Consider the following 1,865-nt stretch of genomic DNA (forward strand, 5'->3'; position numbering starts at 1 on the left):
TCATCTGAAAAGTGCAATTTTTACATTCCAATGAAGGTGTCAATCTGGAGACGGCCTGTGCATCTACTACCGCAAAAGGCTGACTGCGGTCGTTGAAACCGTGCACGCCCGAGCCTATTTGTGAGCGGCTAAACTGAGTTTCAGATAGCAACTGAGGTAAGTAGCATGGACAAGGAATTCTCTGTCGACTCGGACGGGTTACATCAGGCCGTCGATTTGATGAGTCGTGATTTCAGTAAAGCAGAAGGTCTTGCCCTGCCGATAGAACTGCCAAAAGTCGGGATGGGTTCCACGGCTGCATTGAACTTGCTGGCACCGAGCATTCTGGGCGGCGCGGCGCGTTTAGGTGAGGCTACATCATTTGCCCACATGGACCCACCCACCCCATGGATAACTTGGGCAATTACGCTTTGGAACGCATCGCTCAATCAGAACCTACTTCACCCTGCCACAGCACCTGTCGCTCGCCAAATGGAACAACGGGTCGTGGCATGGCTCGCACCATTTTTCGGCATGAACGGCGGGCACATGACACCGGGGTCGTCACTGGCTAATTTGACTGCTTTGTGGTCCGCACGAGAGTGTGCAGGTATTACGGAGGTGATTGCATCAGAGGGAGCGCATCTCTCCATTGCGAAAGCAGCCCATATTTTGGGTCTTCAATTTCGGACTGTGCCCATTAACGCCATTGGTTCGATAGACGCGGCGCAATTGCCGTCCGACATGCGCAAATCTGCCTTGGTACTCACCGTCGGAGCAACAAGTACCGGTGCAATAGACACGCTTGGACTGGCTGGCAGGGCCGCTTGGACCCACGTCGATGCTGCTTGGGCTGGTCCTTTGCGGATGAGTAAGTACGCCAATTTGCTCGATGGTACTGAGTCGGCAGACTCCGTGGCCGTGTCGGCGCATAAGTGGCTTTTTCAACCCAAAGAGTCTGCGCTTGTCTTGTTCAAAGACACCGAAAAAGCCCACGCAGCGGTTAGCTTCGGCGGTGCGTATCTGGCAATTCCCAATGTTGGCGTTCTTGGCTCTCATGGTGCAACTGCCACCGCCCTTTTGGCAACGCTACTTGCATGGGGGCGTGAAGGAGTCGCCCAGCGCATAGAGCACTGTATGGACCTTGCACGCTGCCTGAGAGATTTTGTGGCGGTAGACGACCGCCTTGTGCTGTATGCAGAACCACAAACAGGCATTGTTGTCTGGCGTCCCAAAGAGGAGAACTTGTTTGACCATGTATTGCAGCACTTGCCTGTTGGTTCCACGTCCACAACCTCGATTGCGGGTGGTAAGTGGTTCCGCAATGTGGCGGCCAATCCTAGTGCGGATATTGACATCCTGATTACCAACATTCATGGAGCTTTGGCTGATCGTTCTTAGATGGCGCTCAATGTCCGGTATCGCTGCGTTGCGGGTCCAGAATTCGCTCTAAAGCGGGTATAGACTTCTGATTGGAAAGTTGCGGCCTTGCCACAGACCGAAGAAATTGTTGTGGGACATCGTCCCTCACAAAACGTGATTATTAGTCCCTCAATTTGGTTGATCACACTCAAAGACTCCCTTCATTTTAAATTAAAAGTAGTTAACAGTTTACTTATTGAAAAATTCAAGACGAATAAAACCATCAGGTTAAAAATATTTTTTAACCTGATCAATCTAAACAAGATAAATATTATCTGCCGTTAGGCAGATAGATCATTGCTGTCGATTTTTTTCAGAAGTTTCCAACAGCAAATCTAGCCAGTTTTTTCCCAATGGTATACCGTTGAGGATTTCGATAGGCGCTTTGCCTTTCCGTTTTCCAGTTTTGTACTTATGATGATTGTGATAAAACATGATCAGATTCAAGTGTTCTTGTGTGATTT

General features: G+C 49.7%; 1 protein-coding gene. It reads left to right on the forward strand.

The genetic code is table 11. From position 1 onward, the window contains the following. Positions 1 to 165: 165 nt before the first annotated feature. On the forward strand, positions 166 to 1,380 hold the full coding sequence (locus ACOYNV_RS28150; RefSeq protein ID WP_422903131.1) for a pyridoxal phosphate-dependent decarboxylase family protein: 1,215 nt from the start codon (positions 166 to 168) through the stop codon (positions 1,378 to 1,380). The last annotated feature ends 485 nt before the right edge of the window (positions 1,381 to 1,865 follow it).

This window comes from Propionivibrio sp. (assembly GCF_049316945.1).
GTDB lineage: Bacteria > Pseudomonadota > Gammaproteobacteria > Burkholderiales > Rhodocyclaceae > Propionivibrio.

Bases quoted from the DNA above. Each gene is read 5' to 3' on its own strand.
- ACOYNV_RS28150 (WP_422903131.1), top strand. From the start codon at position 166: ATGGACAAGGAATTCTCTGTCGACTCGGACGGGTTACATCAGGCCGTC.